Source organism: Roseococcus suduntuyensis (genome assembly GCF_014196305.1).
Taxonomy (GTDB): domain Bacteria; phylum Pseudomonadota; class Alphaproteobacteria; order Acetobacterales; family Acetobacteraceae; genus Roseococcus; species Roseococcus suduntuyensis.
In genome coordinates this window covers 478820-496499 of sequence record NZ_JACIDJ010000001.1, presented here as the reverse complement: position 1 = coordinate 496499, position 17680 = coordinate 478820, and the positions used below count along the sequence as shown (strand labels likewise).

Sequence of the window (17680 nt, the reverse complement as noted above, 5' to 3'; positions counted from 1 at the left end):
TCACGTCCCGGCTGCGCCGGAACGATCGGACGCTACATGAGCTTCTCATACCCCGCGCGCCAGGCCTCGGGCATGGGCGCGGGGCGGCGCGTCTCGCGGTCAATGAAGACGATCACGCTTTCGGCGGTCGCGAAGCAGAGGTCATCCTTGAACAGCCCCTGCGCGATGGTGATGGAGGAATTCCCCACCCGCGCGATGGCGCTGCCGATGCGGACCTGGCCGGGATAGAAGATCTCGGCCAGGTATTCGATGGACACCTTCCGCAACGCGGACGCCATTCCGCGTTCATGCGGCAGGCCGGAGACGGCGCAGATGATGTCGCCGCGCCCGGCCTCGCAGAGTGCGGCGATGGAGGCGTTGTTCACATGCCCGTTGAAGTCGGTGTCCTGGATGCGGAGCTTTTCTTCCGTCCAGAAGGGGTATTCGCTCCGCATGCCGGTCAGAACGCGCTCAGCCCGCCATTGCGGATGGTCACCTGCCGGGCGGCGCAGATGTTCACCCCCCGCAGCTCGGCCGCGCGGCCGTTCACCCAGACCACGCGGAAGTCATAGCGGGTGGCGTTGGCGGCCTGGTAGTTCACGAAGCGGCCAGGCGGCAGCATGGAAGTGCCCAGTTGGTCCCGCCCCCAGGCATTGATGGCCGACGGGCTGAAATACAGTTCCCGCACCGTCAGGCCCGACTGGTTGGCGATGCGGAAGCGCGTGTCGCAGCCGGGGGCAGGCCGAAAGGGCACCACCTGCTGCTGCACCGGCGCCACATAGACCGGCTGGACCACGGTGGGCCCCTGCTGCGGCACGCAGGCGGCGAGCAGGGTGGAGGCGGCGAGAACCCCGGCGGCGATGAGCTTCTTCATGGTTGGTTTCCTACCCAATGACGCCGCCATGTTACCCAGGATTCCCTTACTGGAAAGCTAGGGTAACGTCAGGCACCGCCAGCCGCCCCCCCGCGCCTTCAGGCGCGGCCAGCGGCCTTGTCGGCCTCGTAGCGCGCCTTGTTCTCGGCATTGGCGGGGTAGAGGCCGGGCAGGGCCATGCCATCCTCCACCTGCTTCATGATCCAGCCTTCCAGGCGTTCCTGCTCGATGGCCTCGGTGGTCACGGCGTCCACGATGTCGGCGGGGATCAGCACGCAGCCATCGGCATCGGCCACGATGATGTCGCCCGGGAAGACGGCCACGCCGCCGCAGCCGATGGGCTCCTGCCAGGCCACGAAGGTGAGGCTGGCCACGGAGGGGGGGGCCGCGCCGCCGGCGCACCACACGGGCAGGCCGGTGCCGTTCACGCCGGCCACGTCACGCACCGCGCCATCGGTCACCAGCGCGGTGACGCCGCGCTTGGCCAGCCGCGCGCAAAGGATGTCCCCGAAGATGCCGGCGTCCGTGACGCCCATGGCATCGGCCACGGCGATCACGCCCTCTGGCATGGCTTCGATGGCGGCGCGGGTGGAGATGGGGCTGGCCCAGGAGGCGGGGGTGGCCAGGTCCTCGCGCGCGGGGACGAAGCGCAAGGTGAAGGCCTCGCCCACCAGGCGCTTGCCTTGGGCCGCCGGCGTGAAGGGCGCGGCGCCGCGCATCCAGACGGAGCGCAGCCCCTTCTTCAGCAGCACGGTGGTCAGCGTCGCGGTGGTGATCTTTTCCAGCGCGGACTTGGTCTCGGGCGAAAGCGGCATGGGGGACGGCTCCGGTACGAATTCGGAGCGGTTTTCCGTCCCCTCGCCGCGCGCGTCAATCAGGCGGTCTTTTCCACCGTGAGGCCAAGTTCCTCGATCATGCGTTCGCGCATCAGGAATTTCTGCACCTTGCCGGTGACGGTCATGGGGAATTCCTCCACGAACTTCACGTAGCGGGGAATCTTGTAGTGGGCGATCTGGCCCTGGCAGTGGGCGCGGATTTCCTCGGCGGTCGCGCTCTCGCCGGGCTTGAGGCGGATCCAGGCGCAGAGTTCCTCGCCGAATTTCGTGTCGGGCACGCCCACCACCTGCACCTCGGCCACCTTGGGGTGGCGGAAGAGGAATTCTTCCACCTCGCGCGGGTAGATGTTCTCGCCGCCGCGGATGACCAGGTCCTTGATGCGGCCGACGATGTTGCAGAAGCCTTCCTCGTCGATCACGGCCAGGTCCCCGGTGTGCATCCAGCGCGCGGCATCAATGGCCTCGGCGGTGCGCTCCGGCTCGCCCCAATAGCCCTGCATCACCGAATAGCCGCGGGTGCAGAGTTCGCCCGCCGTGCCGCGCGGGACGATGCGGCCTTCCGCATCCACGATCTTCACCTCCACATGCGGGTGGATGCGGCCGACGGTGGAGACGCGGCGCTCGATGCTGTCCGTCGTGCTGGACTGGAAGCTGACGGGGCTGGTCTCGGTCATGCCATAGGCGATGGTGACCTCGGACATGTGCATGTCCGTGATGGCGCGGCGCATCACCTCGATGGGGCAGGGCGAGCCCGCCATGATGCCGGTGCGCAGCGTGGTCAGGTCGAACTTGGCGAAATCCGGGTGGTTCAGCTGCGCGATGAACATGGTCGGCACGCCGTAGAGGGCGGTGCAGCGTTCGGCCTGCACGGCCTCCAGCGTGGCCAGCGGGTCGAAGCCCTCGCCGGGATAGACGATGGCCGCGCCATGCGTGGTGCAGGCGAGGTTGCCCAGCACCATGCCGAAGCAGTGGTAGAGGGGCACCGGGATACACACCACGTCGCGCTCGGTGAAGCGCTGCGCCTCGCCGATGAAGAAGCCGTTGTTGAGGATGTTGTGGTGCGTCAGCGTGGCACCCTTCGGCGCGCCCGTGGTGCCGGAGGTGAATTGGATGTTGATGGGGTCGTCGCATTGCAGGCGCGACGAGACCTCGTGCAGATGCGCGCGAGCGGCGTCGCTGGCCGGCTCCATGAGCGCGGAAAAATTCAGGTAGCCCTTGTGCGTCTCGGCGCCGATCTGGATGCGGTGGCGCAGCAGCGGCAGTTTCTCCGCGCCCAGCACCTCCAGCATGGTGACGTATTCGGAGGTCTTGAAGCGCGTGGCCGTGATGATGGCGGCGCAGCCGGCCTTGTTCAGCGCGTATTCGACTTCCGTGAGCCGATAGGCCGGGTTGATGTTCACCAGGATCAGCCCCGCGATGGCGGTGGCGTATTGCGTCAGCGCCCATTCGCTGTTGTTGGGCGACCAGATGCCGATGCGATCACCCGGCTTGAGGCCCAGCGCCAGCAGGTTCGCGGCGACGTCCTCGGCGCGGCGCAGCATCTCCCCATAGGTCCAGCGCACGCCCTGGTGGCGGACGATGAGGGCCGGGCGGTCGGCGAATTGCTGCGCCGCGCGGGTGAAATGCGTGCCGATCGTCTCGCCGAACAGGGGCGTGGACGAGGCGCCATGGACGTAGCTGTCGGCCATTCGGCCCTCCCTGGGGTTTGATGCGATTCTACAGGGATTCTTTGGCCCGCGCGATGAGGCTTTCCAGCGGTTCAGTGACGTCCAGCACCAGCGGGCTTTCGTCGGCGCCGGGGGGTTCGAGGGTGGCGAACTGGCTGTCCATCAGGCTGGCCGGCATGAAGTGGCCGGGGCGGGCGGCCTGGCGCGCGGCGATGAGGTCCGGCGCGCCTTCCAGGTAGATGAGGCGCAGGCCGGGCGCGGCTTCGCGCAGCCGGTCGCGATAGGCGCGCCTGAGCGCCGAGCACGCGACGACGCCGGGTTGCGCCGCGAGCCAGGCGCCCAGCGCGTCCAGCCAGGGCCAGCGGTCGGCATCGGTCAGCGGGATGCCGGCCTGCATCTTCGCGATGTTGCCAGCAGGGTGGAAGGCGTCGGCATCGGCGAAGGGGAGGGACAGCGCCTCGGCGAGCGCCGCGCCGAAGCTGGACTTACCGGAGCCGGAGACGCCCATCACCACCACGCGCATCAGCGGCGCTTCCGGGAGCGGAAGTTTGTGGAAGTGGGAGCGCCTTCCGAGAATGCGGCCGCAACGCGGCCGCCGCGCCCAGACCAACCGCGCAGCCCGCGCGTCATGCCCGCGGCGCAGAAGCCAAGCGCGCGGAGCGCGCGCCCGGCGCTTGAGGGCGCAAAGACACTCAAGCCAAGCCGCCGGAGCCGCCGCCCGGCGCTTGAGGGCTTTCCAAATGCCCCCCGAACCCCTTCCGCATGGCGCTCAGCGCCTTGTCGGCGAAATTCTCCTCGCCCCGGCTGCGGAAGCGGGCGAAGAGGCTCGCCGCCAGGACCGGCACCGGCACGCCGTTCTCGACGGCCGTGTCCACCGTCCAGCGCCCCTCGCCGCTGTCGCCCACATGGCCGGAGTAGCTGGACAGCGCGGGGTCCTGCGCCAGCGCCTGCGCGGTCAGGTCCAAGAGCCAGGAGGCGACGACGCTGCCGCGGCGCCACGCTTCGGTCACGTCTTCCAGCGCGAAGTCGAGTGGGGCGGGCGCGCGGCGCAGCAGGTCCAGCCCCTCGGCCATGGCCTGCATCATCCCGTATTCGATCCCGTTATGGACCATCTTGGCGTAGTGCCCGGCGCCGTTGGGGCCGCAATGGACGTAGCCGCGCGGAGGGCGCGGGTCGCCTTCGCGCCCGGGGGTGGGCGGGGCCGCGGCTTCGCCAGGGGCGAGCGCGGCGAACAGCGCGTCCAGACTTGCCACCACCCCTGGCTCGCCGCCGATCATCAGGCAATAGCCGCGCTCCAGCCCCCAGACGCCGCCCGAGGTGCCGATGTCGAGGTAATGCAGCCCATGCGCGCGCGCCTCGGCCGCGCGGCGGGCGCTGTCCTTCCAGAAGGAATTGCCGCCCTCGATCAGCACGTCGCCGGGGGAGAGCAGGGCGTGCAGTTCGCGCAGCGCGGCCTCCGTGGCCTCGCCGGCCGGCAGCATCACCCACACCGTGCGGGGTGCGGGAAGGGCGGCGACCAGAGCCTCCAGGCTCTCGGCGCCCTGCGCGCCCTCTGCCGCCAGGGTCGCCACGGCCGCCGCGTCGCGGTCGAAGCCCGCGCCCGGGATGCCCGCGCGCATCGCCCGCCGCAGGATGTTGGCGCCCATCCGTCCCAATCCGACCATACCCAGGCGCATCACGCTTCCCCCGCTGTTCCCCCCATGATGTGATGCCGCCAACCCGGAGGAAAGCCATGCGCGCACTGCCCCCCCAAGGCCAGGACTGGCCCGAACTCAAGCAGGCCCTGCTGGACGCCAAGGCCCGCGACTATTCCTGGAAGCGCGGCCGCATGGCGGTGTTCTTCTACTATTTGGATGAGGCCTTGGAGCGTCTCCAGCAGGAGGCCTACATGACCTTCTGGACCGAGAACAACCTCGGCCAGCGGGCGTTTCCCTCCCTGGCGAAGCTGGAGGGCGAGGTCACGGAGATGGCCCTCTCCCTCATGCACGCGCCCGAGGGCGCGGCCGGCAGCTTCACCTCCGGCGGCAGCGAGAGCATTTTTCTCGCACTGCTGGCGGCGCGGGAACGCGCGGGGAAAGCCAACCCCAACATCGTGATCCCGGACACGGCGCACCTCACCTTCGACCGCGCCGCCTGGTATCTCGGCATCGAGGTGCGCCGCGTGGCGGTGGACCGCGAACGCCGCAGCGACGTGATGGCGATGGCGGCGGCGGTGGACTACGACACCATCGCGCTGGTCGGTTCCGCACCCAACTACCCCTTCGGCGGGATTGATCGCATCGAGGCGCTGGGCCAACTCGCGCAACAGCATGATCTCTGGCTGCATGTGGATGCCTGCGTGGGCGGCTTCCTCAACCCCTTCCTGTCGAAGCTGGGCGCCGATGTGCCGGCATGGGATTTCGCGGTGCCCGGCGTGACTTCCATCAGCGCCGACATCCACAAGCACGGCATGGCGCCCAAGGGGGCTTCGCTGCTGCTGGTGCGCGATGCGGCGCTGAAGCAGCACCACCGCTTCGAAAGCAGCGCCTGGGCGCGCGGCACCTACGCCGCCTACACCGCGCAGGGCACCAGGCCGGGCGGCGCCGTGGCGGCCGCCTGGGCGGTGATGATGCATCTGGGCGAGGCTGGCTACCTCGACTGCGCGCGGCGCATCATGGCGGCCCGCGCCACCATCGCGGCCGGCGTGGCCGCGATCCCGGGGCTGGAGGTGCTGCCGGGGAACCACGCCATCATCGTCTATCGCAGCACGGACAAGGCGCTGCCCATCGGCCGCGTCGCCACGGCCATGGATCAGCGCGGCTGGCTGGTGTCGCGCCAGGCGGAGCCGGATGGCATCCATCTGCACATCAACCCGCTGCACGCCGAGGTGGCGGAGGAATACCTCACCGACCTGCGCGCCGCCGTGGCCGAGGCGCGGGAGGGGGCGGCGCCGGAGATGGCCGCGGGGCGCGCCTATTGAGGCTGGATGTCCTCGTCATCGGGGGCGGGCAGGCGGGGCTGGCGGCGGGGTATTTCCTCCGCCGCACCGCGCTTTCCTTCGAGATCTGGGACGAGGGCGAAACCCCCGGTGGCGCCTGGCCGCGCGCCTGGGATTCACTGACGCTGTTCTCGCCCGCCGCGCATTCCTCGCTGCCCGGCTGGCCCATGCCCGCGCCGGCGGATGGCGGCTATCCGCCGCGCGACGCGGTGGTGGAATATCTGGCGGCCTATGAGGCGCGCTACAGCCTGCCCGTGCGCCGCCCGCGCCGCGTGACGGCCGTGCGCGCGGGCACGGATGCGCTGGTGGTGGAGGCCGATGGCATCACCGCCGAGGCCCGCCACGTCATCAGCGCCACCGGCACCTGGGCCGCGCCCCACATCCCGGACGTGCCGGGCCGCGCGCTGTTCCGGGGCGTGCAGATGCACTCCGCGCAATATCGCCGGCCGGACACCTTCGCGGGCCAATCCGTGCTGGTGGTGGGCGGCGGCAATTCCGGCGCGCAGATCCTGGCGGAAGTCTCGCGCCACGCCGCCCGATGCACCTGGGTGACGGAACGCGAACCGGTCTTCCTGCCCGACGACGTGGACGGCCGCGTGCTGTTCGAACGCGCCACCGCCCGCTGGCAGGCTGAGCGCGAGGGCAAGCCACCGCCGCAGCAGTTGGGCGGCCTGGGCAACATCGTGGCCGTGCCGCCGGTGCGCGAGGCGCGGGCGCGCGGCGTGCTGGTCTCGCGCCCGCCCTTCGCGCGGCTGGACGCGCATTCCGCCATCTGGGCCGATGGCGCGCGCATCCCGGCCGACGCCATCCTCTGGTGCACCGGCTTCCGCCCCGCGCTGTCGCACCTGGCGCCGCTGGGCGTGGTCGAGGCCGATGGGCTGGTCCGTGTGGACGAAGATGGCCGCAGCCTGCGCGAGGCGCGCCTCTGGCTGCTGGGCTATGGCGACTGGACGGGGATGGCGTCCGCCACGCTGGCCGGTGTCACGCGCGCCGCGCGGGCGGTGGCGCGCGGTATCGCGGGGTGATGTCATCCGCCGGGCATGTGGCTGTCATCGCCGCGTCACGCGGGGTGCCTAGACATCCGGAGGAATTTTCGTGAAAGGCCAGCCATGACCGACATCGCCAGCGACATCCAGCGCCTGCTCGAACACAAGGCCAATGGCGCCTATGGCCTCAGCGGCGTGAACCAGCAGCAGCACGCCTTGCAGGCCGCCTGGCTGGCCGAGCGCGAGGGCCACCCCGAGGCGCTGGTCGTCGCCGCCCTGCTGCACGACATCGGCCACATGGTGCACCATCTGGGCGAGAACCCCGCCGAACGCGGCATCGACGACCGGCATGAGGAGGTGGGGCAGGCCTTCCTCGCCGCGCATTTCGGCCCGGAGGTGACGGAACCCGTGCGGCTGCACGTGGCCGCCAAGCGCTATCTCTGCGCCAAGGAGGCGGATTACTTCGCCAAGCTCGCCCCCGACAGCGTCCGCAGCCTGGAATTGCAGGGCGGCCCCATGTCGGCCGAGGAGGTCGCGGCATTCGAGGCCCTGCCGCAATGCGCCGAGGCGGTTCAACTGCGCCGCTATGACGAGCAGGCGAAGGTGAAGGGGCTGGAAACGCCGCCCGTGGCCCACTTCATGCCGGCGGTGCGGCGCTGCCTGCGCGGGTAATTTTTCTTCAGCTTTGCGCGCGCATGCTGGGTGGATGCGCGCCCTTCTCCTGCTGCTTCTCGCCACCCCGGCCGTCGCCCAGCCCGTCTGTGACGCGGCGCGGCTTGGCACCGTCTCCTGCCAGGCCGGGCGCATGTGCGAGTGCCGCTTCGAACGCGGCGGCAGCCTGACCGGGCTGCCGGATGGGTATCGCTGGGATTGCGGCACGCTCCGCCCGAGCTGCCCCAGCCAGGAACTCCGCCCGCAAAGCCCCTGGCCGTCCTACATGCCGCCGCCGCAAATCCTGTTGGAGCGGCAGATCAATCCGTCTCGCCCGCGTTATTGAGGCGCAAGGTTCACCGCCCCGGCCGCAGCCGCTTCTCCGCCTCCACCACCAGCAGCAGGACGACACCCATCCCCAGCACGATGGCGCCCTCGCGCCAGCCCAGCGGCGCCGTCTCGAACAGCAGCTGGAAGGGCGGCAAATAGGTCAGCGCCAGCTGCGCGGTGATGGCCGCGGCCAATCCCGCCAGCACGGCGGGCGTGCCCACCACCCCCACCCAGGTCAGCGAGGTGCCATGCACGTAGCGGACGCTGAACAGGTAGGCGATCTGCATCACGACGATGCCGTTCACCACCATGGTCCGCGCCACCTCCAGCGGCAGCCCCTGCGCCCTGGCCCAGAAAAAGATGCCGAAGGCCCCGCCGGCCATCAGCAGCGCGGTGAAGGCGATGCGCCACACCAGCTCGCCCGTCAGTAAAGGTTCGCTGCGCGGGCGGGGCGGGCGGCGCATGGTGCCGGGCTCGGTCGGCTCGAAGGCCAGTGGCGTGCCGAGTGCGACGGCGCAGACCATGTTCACCCACAGGATCTGCACGGGCGTGATGGGCAGCGTCATCCCCACCGCGATGGCGGCGAGGATGGTCATGGCCTGGCCGCCATTGGTGGGCAGCGTCCAGCGGATCACCTTGCGGATGTTGTCATAGACCGTGCGCCCCTCGCGCACCGCCGCCACGATCGAGGCGAAGTTGTCATCGGCCAGCACCATGTCGGCGGCCTGCTTGGCGGCCTCGGTGCCCTTCGCACCCATGGCGATGCCGACATCGGCACGCTTCAGCGCCGGCGCGTCGTTCACGCCATCGCCGGTCATGGCCACGGTCAGCCCCGCGGCCTGGAGCGCGGTGACGAGGCGCAATTTATGCTCGGGCGTGGTGCGGGCGAAGACGGTGACGCGGCTTGCGGCCTCCCGCAGGGCGGGTTCGTCCAGCGCGTCCAGCTCCCGGCCGGTCATGGCCACGGGGTCCTCGGCGAGGCCCAGTTGCCGGGCGATCTCGCGCGCCGTCGCCGCATGGTCGCCCGTGATCATCACCACGCGGATGCCGGCGGCGCGGGCGTCGCGCACCGCCTCCAGCGCCTCGGGGCGCGGGGGGTCTATGAAGCCCACCAGCCCCAGCAGGCGCGCGCCGCCGGGCAGCGCGTCGGGTCCCGGCAGACTGCCCGCAGGCGCGGGCAGGGCGGCGAAGGCCAGCACGCGCTGGCCCCGCGTGGCCAGGGCCTCGGCGCGGGCGTGCCAGTCGGTGCCGTCCGGCGCGCAGAGGTCCAGCACGCGTTCGGGCGCGCCCTTCAGGTAGACCACGCTGCCCTTATGCAGCGTCGCCATGAAGCGGTGGGCGCTGTCGAAGGGGATCTCGTCCAGGCGCGGGCGGACGGCGCGCTCCGGCTCCGGGTCCAGCCCGGCGCGATGGGCGAGTGCCACCAGCGCGCCCTCCATCGGGTCGCCCTCCACGCGCCAGGCGCCGTCCACCTGGCGCAACTCCGCGTCGTTGCAGAGCAGGCCGGCGCGGACCAGTTCCAGCAGGTCGTGGTGGTCGGCGGCCAGCACGGAGGCGTTGCCCTGCGTGACCTCGCCCGTCGGGGCGTAGCCGGTGCCGGCGGCCGTGTATTCGCCGCGCGGCGTGAGCAGGCTGGTCGCCACCATCTCGTTGCGCGTCAGCGTGCCGGTCTTGTCGGTGCAGATGACGGCGACGGCCCCCAGCGTCTCCACCGCCGGCAATTGGCGGATGATGGCGTGGCGCGCCGCCATCCGCCGCACGCCCAGCGCCAGCGTGATGGTCAGCATGGCCGGCAGGCCCTCGGGGATGGCCGCGACGGCCATGCCCACCACGGCCATGAAGCTCTCGTCCAGCGTCTGCGCGCGCACCAGCATGGCGAAGGCCAGCAGCGCCGCCGACAGCACCAGGATGGCCGCCGTCACCTGCCGGGCGAAGCGCGACATCTGCCGCAGCAGCGGCGTCTGCAGCACGTCCACCTGGCCCAGCATGGCACTGATGCGGCCGAGCTCCGTGCCCGATCCGGTGGCCACCGCGACGCCCATGCCCGCGCCGGCCGCGACCAGCGTGCCGGACCAGGCCATGCAGTTGCGCTCGGCCAGCGGCGTGTCGGGGGCGAGCGGCGCCACATCCTTGTCCACCGGCACGGATTCGCCGGTCAGCGCGGCCTCGTCCAGGCGCAGGCTCTTCGCGCGCAGCAGGCGCAGGTCGGCCGGCACGCGGTCCCCGGCCTCCAGCAGCACGAGGTCGCCGGGGACGATCTCCGCCGCCGGCACGCGCTGGCGCGCGCCGTCGCGCAGCACCAGGGCCGTGGGGTCGATCATGCGGCGGATGGCGTCCAGCGCCCGGGCGGCCTTGCCCTCCTGCACGAAGCCGATGGTGGCGTTGATCAGCACCACGCCCAGGATCACCGACGCGTCCAGCAGATGGCCCAGCACCAGGGTCAGCGCGGCCGCGCCGAGCAGCACGTAGATCAGCGCGTCATGGAATTGCAGGGCGAAGCGCAGCAGCGGGCCGCGCCCCGGCGCCTCGGGCAAGGTGTTGGGGCCGTGGCGCGAGAGTCGCTCGGCCGCCTCCTGCGCGGCCAGGCCCTGGCGCGTGGTGGCCAGGGTGCGCAGGGCCGCATCTGGCGTCAGGGCATGGGGAGGCGTGGCGTTTTCATCCGGCATGGCAATCCCTTAGCCCGGCAGGGCGTGTTCGCCGTTGCGTCAGGTCAAGGCCCTAGGCCGGCAGGGCGGCCTGCGACACCACCCGCTCGATGGCCGCGAAGTGGGAGATGGCGCCGCGGCGGTCGCGCAGCGGCACGATCCGCATCTCCACCCAATAGGGCGCGCCATCCCGCGTGTAGTTCAGCACCGTGGCGCTGGCGACGCGGCCCGCGTGCAGGTCCTCGGTCACGCGGCGCAGCACGTCGTGGTCGGTGCCGGGGCCTTGCAGCAGGCGGGGCGAGCGGCCCAGCACCTCCTCCGCCGGATAGCCGGTCAGTTCGGTGAAGGCGGGGTTCACATAGACGATGGTGGGGCCGGGGGTGTCGAGGTCGGCCGCGGTCACCAGGATGATGTCCTGCGTGGCGGCCACCACCTGCTCCAGCGGGAAGCTGGCCTGGGCGAGCACCGGGGGCAGGGGCGCGGGCGCGACGGACGTGTTGGGTGGCGGCGGCGCGGCCTCGCGCGCCATGGGCATGGTGAGGCGCAGGCCCGGCGGCGTGCCCTCATGCCCGCGCTGGATGACGAGCTGCCCGCCATGGCCGCGCAGCAATTCCCCGGCGGCGGCGACGGAAAGCCCCACGCCTTCCAGCCCGCGGGCATAGCTATCGCGGTCGGCGCCGGCGAAGGGGTTGTCCAGCTCGGCCAGCAGGTCGGGCGGCAGGGTCAGGCCGGGGCAGGCGACATGGATGAAGGCGATGCCTTCCTCCGCCGCCACGCCCCATTCCAGCGTCACCTGGCCGCCATCGGGCATGTGGCGCAGCACCTCGCGCAGCACGCCCAGCAGCGCCTGGCGCGCGGCGGCGGGGTCGAGGGCGGCCGGCGCCGCGCCGGGGGCGCCCTGGAGGGTCAGGCACACGCCGCGCCGGACGAAGGCGGGCTGCACCGTGCTGGCCACGTCGGAGACGGTCTTGCCCAGCAGGGCGGTGCGGCGGGGGGGCTGGGGGCGCGCGGCGGCGACGGAGGCCTGGGCGAAGCCGATCGCGTCATCCACCAGGCCCAGCAGTTGCTGGGCGGCGGTGCGGATGTCCTCGATCCAGCCCAGTTCCTCGGCGCCGAGGGGCATCTCCTCCGCGGCCACCGCGGCCAGAAGATCGGTCAGGCCCATGATGCCGTGGATGGGTGTGCGCAGCTCATGGCTCATGGCGGAGAGGAAGCGTGTCTTGGCCACGGCGGCGACGCGGGCGCGGGCCTCGGCCTGGCGCTGGGCGGAGGTGTCGAGCAGCAGCACCACCGCGCCCAGCAGGCTGCCCGCCGCGTCATGGAAGGGGCTGGCATGGGCGGAAAGGGGCACACGCGCGCCATCCTGCCGGCGCGCGACGATGTCCAGGCCACGGATCGGCCGGCCCTCGGCCAGGGCGCGGGCCACGGGGTATTGCGCGGGGGCGAGGAGCTGGCCATCGGCGGCGAAGACGGCATCGCTGCCGCACCAGCGCGTGGCGTGCAGGGGCGGCGAACAGCCCCAGACCTCCGCCGCGGCCGGGTTGTAGGCGGTGAGCCAGCCTTCGCGGTCCGTGGCGAAGAGCGGCTGCCCGATGGCGTCGAGGATGCGTGCCATGTGCGGTGCCAGGGCCTGGTCGAAGCTGGACACCGCAGCGGCATCACCACCCGGCGAGGAGTTGGTCGGGGAGGGGGCCGTTGAGGCACGCATCATGAAACGGGACTTTCGAACACCGCGCGGCCAGGAGCTTCCCATACCGGGCAGGTTCGGGCCAGATGAAGTTTATGCGGAGAAAAGTCCAGACCAGAAGCAGGTGAGTCCCCCGCTCGGATATTGCGCCATGGTGCTGAATTCTTTCACATCCAAGGGTGCGCGGATGCAGGGGTGTTACTTTTTTTTCCTCCGAAGAAATCTCGCTCGGGTTCCCGAAAGCATTTTGGTGTTATTTCGGTGGCGCGTCGGGCACACGGCGGCGACTGTTGGACGACATGACGCCAGGTGGTCAGTTCGCGGCCGGCGGCACGCCTTCCCCGGCGCTGGCCGGGGTCAGCACGGCGCCGATCGTGGCGGGAGAGGTGGCCGCGACGTCGAAACTCTCGCGCAGCGCCGGCGCGGCGCGGCGCCGCAGACGCCACAGGATGAAGGCCAGCAGCGTGGCATGGGTCGCGGCCATGAACAGGAACAGCCCCCCGCCGGGTGCGGCCTGCAGCAGCAGCGCCGCCAGCACCGGCCCGAGGATGGAGCCGAGCCCGTTGACCAGCAGCAGCGAGGAGGCCGTGCCCACATAGTCCGACGGGTCGGCATGGTCGTAGGCATGGGCGGCCGCCAGCGAGTAGCAGGGCAGCGCCACCGCCCCGAACAGGGCGCTGAGGGCCAGCAGCGCCAGCCCGCCCGGCGCCGCCAGGAACAGCGCGAGCCCGGTGGCGATGGCGAGCACCAGCAGCGCCGCCAGCACCAGGCGCCGGTCCATGCGGTCTGACAGGCGGCCCACCGGCACCTGTGTCACCGCGCCCGCCAGCACGGCCACCGTCATGAAGATCGCGGCACCCCGCGCATCGAGGCCGAAGCCCATGGCGGCGACGGGCCCCAGCCCCCAGAAGGCCCCATTGGCCACGCCCACCATCAGGCTGCCGACCAGCCCCGCCGGCGAGGCCCGCCACAGCCGCCCCGGACGGAAGCGCACCTCCGTGATGGGCGGCGGCTGCGGCAGCCGCGTCAGCGCCACCGGGATGGCGGCGACGCTGAGCAGGATGCCGGCCAGCGCGAAGAGCTCGAACCCCGACACCGGATAGGCGAAGAGCATCATCTGCCCGCCCGCCATCGCGGCATGGTTGATCATGATGTAGGTGCCGAGCAGCAGGCCGCGCGTGGCGTTGGTCGCGCGGTCGTTCAGCCAGGATTCGACCACCAGGTAGAAGACGGCCAGGCCATAGCCGAAGCCGAAGCGCATCACCGCCCACGGGACCTCGCCCACCAGCAGCGGATAGGCGAAGGCCACGGCCGAGACGCCGCAGACCACCGCCGCGAAAGCCCGGATATGCCCGGCCGAGCGCACCAGATGCGGGCCGTGCAGGCAGCCCGCCACGAAGCCCGCGAAATAGGCCGAACCCAGCAGGCCGATGGCGACCGCGTCGAACCCCTCCGCCGCCCCGCGCAGGGGCAGCAGCAGCGTGAGCAGCCCATGGCCGGTCAGCAGCAGGGCCACGCCCACCAGCAGCGTCGCCACCGGGCGCAACACGCCGAACATCAGGCGTCAGCGCCCGTTGCGCGCCAGGGCGCGGTCGAGATGGGCCATCACGTCGCCGATCACATCCTCCTTGCTCCAGCCGAACACGTCATAGCCCGCGCCCGCGACCTCGGTGCGCCACCAGCGGTGGCGGCTGGCTTCGGCCTGGCGGGCGCCGCCCAGGGCGAACGCGGCCTCCCTGATCGGGCGCAGGCGCACCGCATAGGTGAAGCGCCGCCCATCGGGCAGTTCCGCCTCCAGCGCCATGCCATCCGCGGGGTCCACCACCGTGGCGGCGCCGCCGCGCCGTGCCAGCTCCTCCGCCACGGCCTGCAAGGCGGGCCGCACTGAGGCGTCGAGGTGCCGTTCGGCCGTGCCCCGGCCGGGGCGGTGCAGGGTGGCGCCCAGCCGCCTTTGCCAGCCCTCCGCGGCGGGGGCGCGGGCGGGCAGGGTGCCGGCCCGGGCATCGGCCTCCTCGCGCAGGGAGCGCGCCAGCCCCCAGCAGGCCAGAAGGATGATCACGGCGAAGGGCAGCGCGCCGATCAATGTGGCCGTCTGCAGCGCGGAGAGCCCGCCCGCGATCAGCAGCACCGCCGCCACGGCGCCGATGGCGATGCACCAGAAGATGCGCTGCCAGACCGGGCTCTCCTCCGCGCCGCCGGAGGCGATGGTGTCCACCACCAGCGCCGCGCTGTCGGCCGAGGTCACGAAGAAGGTCACGACCAGCAGGGTGGCCACCCAGGCGGTGATGGCCGAGAGCGGCAGGGCTTCCAGGAACTGGAACAGGGCGGCGGTCTCGTCCCGCGCGACGGCCGCGGCCAGCCAGCCGCCCTGCGCCATGTCCATCTGGATGGCCGTGTTTCCGAACACCGTCATCCAGGCGAAGGTGAAGCCGGCCGGCGCCAGCAGCACGCCCAGGATGAATTCCCGGATGGTGCGGCCACGGCTGACGCGCGCGATGAACATGCCCACGAAGGGCGACCACGCGATCCACCAGCCCCAGTAGAGCAGCGTCCAGCCGCCCAGCCAGCCCGAGGGTTCATAGGCGTGCAGGCGGAAGGTGCGGCCCACGATGTCGGCCAGGTAGGCGCCGGTGTTCTGCACATAGGCCTGCAGCAGGAACAGCGTCGGCCCCGACACGAAGACAAAGACCAGCAGGGCGCCGGCCAGCACCAGGTTCAGGATGGACAGCCGCCGGATGCCGCCATCCAGCCCCAGCAGGACCGAGCCCAGCGCGATGGCGACGACGCCCGCGATCAGCATGACCTGCACATCCTCGCCCACTCGCAGGCCGAGGAGGTAGGCGAGGCCCGCATTCATCTGCGCGGCACCGAGGCCGAGCGAGGTGGCGACGCCCAGGATGGTGGCGATGACCGCGAAGGCGTCCACCGCATGCCCCGCCGCCCCGCGGTAATGCTCGCCGATGAAGGGGTAGAGGGCGGAACGGATGCTCAGCGGCAGGCCGCGGCGGAAGCTGAAATAGGCCAGCACCAGGCCCACCACCGCATAGACGGCCCAGGCGTGCAGGCCCCAGTGGAAGAAGGTGGCGATCATCGCCTCGCGCGCCGCGGCCACGCTTTGCGGCGCGCCCGCGGTGCCGGGCGGTGGGGCCGCGTAGTGCATGACGGGCTCAGCCACGCCGAAGAACATGAGGCCGATGCCCATGCCCGCGCTGAACAACATGGCGAACCAGGAGCCGGTGCCGAATTCCGGCTTCTCGTCATCCGCGCCGAGCCGCACGGCGCCGTGCCGCCCCAGCGCGATGACGATGGCGAAGACCAGGAAGATGCCCACCGCCAGCACGTAGAACCAGCCGAAACGCTCGATCACCCAGGATTGCGCGGTGGTGAAGGTGGCCGCCGCCCGGTCCGGCATGAGGCCGGCGAAGGCGACCAGCGCCAGCAGCACGAGGCCCGAGGCGCCGAAGACCGGCCAGCTGATGGTGAGGCGGGGTTTGGGGGTGTCGGCCGTGGTGTTTCTCGTGGTGGGGGTGGTGTCATCCATCTTTCGGCCTGGCTCAAGTTTCGTCATGTCCAACCGTTCTGGCGACCAGAGGTTGCCATACGTGGTTGGGTTTGGCCGGGCAGATCAGCGGTGGAGGGAAGTCCAGATCAGCTCAGGGAGTGGTGGCGGAGGAGGTGCGCCTCGGGACAGGCGGTCTCCAGCCTGGGCACTTGGGGAGTAGGTCCGGGTACACCGCCAAGGCGGAGGAGGAGGCGGCGAGGAACGCCGTGAGCCGGTACCCCTCCTGCCCGCATCCATCTTCGACGGATCTCATCAACTGAGGTTCCGCAGATCCCTCTTCGTCGAGCGATACGTCCTCTGCTGCGCAGCCAGGCGACGACGTCCGACTTCCTGCGCCGTACCCGCTTTGCTCAACTCCGCCGCCGCCAGTTCCTGGCTCAGTTTCTGGAAATGCGCCCAGCGGTCGGCGTCGAGCAAGCCTCCATCCATTGCATCGCGCACCGCACAGCCGGGCTCGGTGCCGTGCGTGCAGTCGCTGAACCGGCAATTCCGGGCCAGGCGCTCGATGTCGTCGAAGACCGTGCTGAGACCTACATCGGCGTCGACAAGGCCCACCTCGCGTATGCCGGGCGTGTCTAGGATCAGCCCTCCACCAGGCAGCAGGACGAGTTGCCGATGGCTGGTCGTGTGACGCCCACGGGAATCGGCCGCGCGGATCTCTTGGGTTGCCATCCGCTCCTCACCCAGCAGGGCATTCACCAGGGTGGATTTGCCCACGCCCGAGGAGCCGATCAGCACACAGGTCTCGCCCGGCGAGATGTGACCCATCAAGCCGCCCACACCAACGTCCTGCCGTGCCGAAACGATGAGGACCGGGCAGCCCGCCGCCAGCGTGGCGATCTCGGCGGCCCGGCCCTCGGGGTGCTCGCACAGGTCGGCCTTGGTCAGCACCACCACCGGCCGCGCACCGCTTTGCCAGGCAGCTGCGAGGAAGCGCTCAAGCCGTCGTGGATTGAGGTCGGCGTTCATCGAGGTGACGACGAAGACGACGTCGATGTTGGCGGCGATGACCTGCAGTGTCTGCACGCTGTCGGCCGCCCGACGCACGAAGGCCGTGCGGCGAGGCAGGACGGCATGGATGGTGGCTTTGCCTTCGCCGGTGTTTGCAGAAACGGCCACCCAATCGCCGGCGGCCGGATGGCCCGCCTCCCGAGCCTCGTGGCGCAGGCGTCCCGAGAGGCTGGCGCTCAGGTTGCCGGCATCCGTGGCGACCAGGTTCGCTTCGCGCTGCTGAACGACGATGCGCCCGGGGACGTAGCCGGCGCGCGCATGCGGCTCGAATGCCCGCCGCAGTGCTTCGGACCAGCCATACTGTTCGATCAAAAGCGGCACTCTCACATGTGGTCGGCACCTTAGCACCGATCGGGCAGCAAGCTGCCCCCTTCGACTGCGGCCGGGAAGGCAATTGGCGCAAGGCGGGTGATCAATGGTGTATTGCGCCTGGCATGGCGCGCCTTCATGACTTGTCAGGCGTCGTTCCGACGGA

15 protein-coding genes are annotated in these 17680 nt (G+C 71.0%); 4 read left to right on the top strand and 11 right to left on the bottom strand.

Going from position 1 to position 17680, the window contains the following annotated elements; all coding sequences use genetic code 11:
• Positions 1–32 precede the first annotated feature (32 nt).
• The 6 genes from GGQ83_RS02305 to gnd form a co-directional block, all read right to left on the bottom strand.
• On the bottom strand, positions 33–434 hold the full coding sequence (locus tag GGQ83_RS02305) for an acyl-CoA thioesterase (RefSeq protein ID WP_184381978.1): 402 nt from the start codon (positions 432–434) through the stop codon (positions 33–35).
• Between the two features lie 5 nt (positions 435–439).
• Positions 440–853 carry a hypothetical protein gene (locus GGQ83_RS02300; RefSeq protein ID WP_184381977.1) on the bottom strand — a complete coding sequence of 138 codons (414 nt, stop codon included), beginning with the start codon at positions 851–853 and terminating at the stop codon, positions 440–442.
• 98 nt (positions 854–951) lie between these two features.
• Positions 952–1668 carry a ribonuclease activity regulator RraA gene (locus GGQ83_RS02295; protein ID WP_184381976.1) on the bottom strand — a complete coding sequence of 239 codons (717 nt, stop codon included), beginning with the start codon at positions 1666–1668 and terminating at the stop codon, positions 952–954.
• A gap of 59 nt (positions 1669–1727) precedes the next feature.
• On the bottom strand, positions 1728–3377 hold the full coding sequence (locus GGQ83_RS02290; RefSeq protein ID WP_184381975.1) for an AMP-binding protein: 1650 nt from the start codon (positions 3375–3377) through the stop codon (positions 1728–1730).
• A 28-nt stretch (positions 3378–3405) separates the two neighbouring features.
• The gene (locus GGQ83_RS02285) at positions 3406–3879 is read right to left on the bottom strand and encodes a gluconokinase (protein WP_207017866.1); all 474 of its coding nucleotides are present in this window, start codon (positions 3877–3879) and stop codon (positions 3406–3408) included.
• Positions 3880–4048: 169 nt separating this feature from the next.
• Positions 4049–5032, bottom strand: a complete 984-nt coding sequence (gene gnd / locus GGQ83_RS02280) for a phosphogluconate dehydrogenase (NAD(+)-dependent, decarboxylating) (protein ID WP_184382916.1) — start codon at positions 5030–5032, stop codon at positions 4049–4051.
• Between the two features lie 56 nt (positions 5033–5088).
• On the opposite strand from gnd, the gene GGQ83_RS02275 reads away from it, so the two are divergent.
• The 4 genes from GGQ83_RS02275 to GGQ83_RS02260 all read left to right on the top strand — a co-directional run bounded on the left by GGQ83_RS02275 (position 5089) and on the right by GGQ83_RS02260 (position 8316).
• Positions 5089–6315, top strand: a complete 1227-nt coding sequence (locus GGQ83_RS02275; protein ID WP_184381974.1) for a pyridoxal phosphate-dependent decarboxylase family protein — start codon at positions 5089–5091, stop codon at positions 6313–6315.
• Entirely contained in the window at positions 6312–7358 is a 1047-nt protein-coding gene (locus GGQ83_RS02270) for an ArsO family NAD(P)H-dependent flavin-containing monooxygenase (RefSeq protein WP_184381973.1), read from the top strand. The genes GGQ83_RS02275 and GGQ83_RS02270 overlap by 4 nt, the downstream gene beginning before the upstream one ends.
• Positions 7359–7442: 84 nt before the next feature.
• Positions 7443–7991 (top strand): phosphonate degradation HD-domain oxygenase, encoded by a 549-nt coding sequence (locus tag GGQ83_RS02265; protein WP_184381972.1) that lies wholly within the window; start codon positions 7443–7445, stop codon positions 7989–7991.
• A 34-nt stretch (positions 7992–8025) separates the two neighbouring features.
• Complete coding sequence (locus tag GGQ83_RS02260) at positions 8026–8316, top strand: hypothetical protein (RefSeq protein WP_184381971.1); 291 nt, start codon at positions 8026–8028, stop codon at positions 8314–8316.
• A gap of 10 nt (positions 8317–8326) precedes the next feature.
• Here GGQ83_RS02260 and GGQ83_RS02255 read toward each other — a convergent pair whose 3' ends face one another.
• The 5 genes from GGQ83_RS02255 to rsgA form a co-directional block, all read right to left on the bottom strand.
• Complete coding sequence (locus GGQ83_RS02255; protein WP_184381970.1) at positions 8327–10966, bottom strand: HAD-IC family P-type ATPase; 2640 nt, start codon at positions 10964–10966, stop codon at positions 8327–8329.
• A gap of 52 nt (positions 10967–11018) precedes the next feature.
• Positions 11019–12593 carry a PAS domain-containing sensor histidine kinase gene (locus GGQ83_RS02250; protein WP_184381969.1) on the bottom strand — a complete coding sequence of 525 codons (1575 nt, stop codon included), beginning with the start codon at positions 12591–12593 and terminating at the stop codon, positions 11019–11021.
• A 352-nt stretch (positions 12594–12945) separates the two neighbouring features.
• Complete coding sequence (locus GGQ83_RS02245) at positions 12946–14190, bottom strand: MFS transporter (protein WP_184381968.1); 1245 nt, start codon at positions 14188–14190, stop codon at positions 12946–12948.
• Positions 14191–14196: 6 nt separating this feature from the next.
• Complete coding sequence (locus GGQ83_RS02240) at positions 14197–16173, bottom strand: BCCT family transporter (protein ID WP_184381967.1); 1977 nt, start codon at positions 16171–16173, stop codon at positions 14197–14199.
• Between the two features lie 273 nt (positions 16174–16446).
• Entirely contained in the window at positions 16447–17532 is a 1086-nt protein-coding gene (rsgA, locus tag GGQ83_RS02235; RefSeq protein WP_207017865.1) for a ribosome small subunit-dependent GTPase A, read from the bottom strand.
• Between the last annotated feature and the right edge of the window lie 148 nt (positions 17533–17680).